The sequence below is a fragment of the Myxococcus eversor genome, from assembly GCF_010894455.1.
In the GTDB taxonomy this organism is placed as follows: domain Bacteria; phylum Myxococcota; class Myxococcia; order Myxococcales; family Myxococcaceae; genus Myxococcus; species Myxococcus eversor.
In genome coordinates, this window is sequence record NZ_JAAIXY010000065.1 from 1 (window position 1) to 1,957 (window position 1,957).

The 1,957-nt window shown below is 68.7% G+C and carries 1 protein-coding gene; it reads left to right on the top strand.

The window, feature by feature from the left end:
• The coding region (locus G4D83_RS45135; RefSeq protein WP_240357195.1) for a condensation domain-containing protein at positions 1–1,957 on the top strand (1,957 nt) is incomplete at both ends.

Here is a 1,957-nt window from a genome sequence, read left to right on the forward strand (position 1 = left end):
CGTCCCGGGCCTCAAGCGCCTCGTCGCCTACGTCACCCCGGCCTCCGTCGACACCTCGGCCCTGCGCGCGGAGCTGCTGCTCCACCTCCCCGAGTACATGGTGCCCTCGGCCTTCGTTGCCCTGGACGCGCTGCCCATCAACACCCACGGCAAGCTCGACAGGAAGGCCCTCCCGGCTCCCGACTCTGGCCCCACCGACTCCTTCGTCGCTCCTCGCAATCCCACCGAGATGCGTCTCGCCGCCATCTGGGCGGAAGTCCTCCACCTCGACTCCGTCAGCGTCACCGACGACTTCTTCTCCCTCGGTGGCCACTCCCTCCTCGCCACACAGGTCGTCTCTCGCGTCCGCAAGGCCTTCGACGTCGAGCTGCCCCTGCGCGCGCTCTTCGAGGCGCCGACCGTCGCGGCGCTCGCGGCTCGCGTCGATGCCGTGGGTCGCGGAGACCTGTCGCTCCAGCGGCCCCCGCTCGTGGCGGTGCCTCGCACCGGGCCGATTCCGCTGTCCTTCGCTCAGCAGCGCCTGTGGTTCCTCGACAGGCTCCAGCCGGGCAGTCCGTTCTACAACATCCCCTCGGCCATCCTGCTCCACGGCGGGCTGAACCTCGCCGCGTTGGAGCGCGCGATTCAGGAGCTCGTGCAGCGCCATGAAGCGCTGCGCACCTCGTTCCACGACCAGGCGGATGGCGAGGCGGTCCAGCACATCCATCCTCGCGTGGAGATGTCCGTTCCCGTGACGGACCTGGAGGGCGTGCCCGAGGCCACGCGGGAGACTGAAGCGCTGCGGCTGGCCCAGCTCGAAGCGCAGAAGCCGTTCGACCTCTCCCAGGCCCCGCTGCTCCGTGCGTCCGTGCTTCGTCTCTCCGAGCAGCGCCACATCCTGCTCGTCACGGTGCACCACATCGTCTCGGATGGTTGGTCCAACGGCATCCTCACGAGGGAAGTCGGCGAGCTCTACGGTGCGTTCTCCCAGGGGCGTCCGTCCCCGCTCGCGCCGCTGGAACTCCAGTACGCGGACTACGCGGCGTGGCAGCGAGGCTGGCTGCGCGACGAAGCCCTCTCCCAGCAGGTGAGCTGGTGGCGAGGTCAGCTCTCCGGGGCTCCGCACGCCCTGGAGTTGCCCACCGACAGGCCGCGTCCTCCCGTCCAGACGGCGAACGGCGGCACGTTGGCCATCGACTTGGGCGCGCAGCTCACCGCGGAGCTGCGCGCGCTGTGCCTGCGCGAAGGCGTCACGCCCTTCATGGCGCTGCTGTCCGCGTTCCAGGTGCTGCTCGCGCGGTACTCAGGCCAGGACGACATCGTCGTGGGCTCGCCCATCGCGAACCGGCAGCGTTCGGAGATCGAAGGCATCGTCGGCTTCTTCGTCAACACGCTCGCGCTGCGCGCACGGCTGACGGAGAAGATGACGTTCCGCGAGCTGCTGGCCCAGGTGAAGGAGACGACGCTCGGGGCGTACACGCATCAGGACGTGCCCTTCGAGAAGCTCGTCGACGAGCTGAAGCCCGAGCGTGACCTGAGCCGGTCTCCGCTCTTCCAGGTGATGTTCGCCCTCCAGAACACGGGGCGCTCGGTGGGACCGCAGGAGGATGGAGACGCGGGAGTGCTCCAGCCGATGCAGGTGGACAGCGGCACGGCCAAGTTCGACCTGTCCCTGCTGTGCGGTGACTACGGCGACGACATCGGCGGTCTGCTCGAGTTCAACACCGACCTGTTCGACCGCGGCACCGCGGAGCGAATGGGCAAGCATCTGGTGAGCTTGCTGAAGTCCGCGGTGAACAACCCGGGCCAGTCACTCTGGCGGCTGCCGCTGCTCGATGAGCAGGAGCGTCACCAGTTCCTCGTCTCCTGGAACGACACCTCACGCGAGTCGCATGCCGTCACCACCATGCACGGCCCCTTCGAGGCCCAGGTGCTTCGTACCCCTGACGCCATCGCCATCTCCGACGGCGCCCGCTCC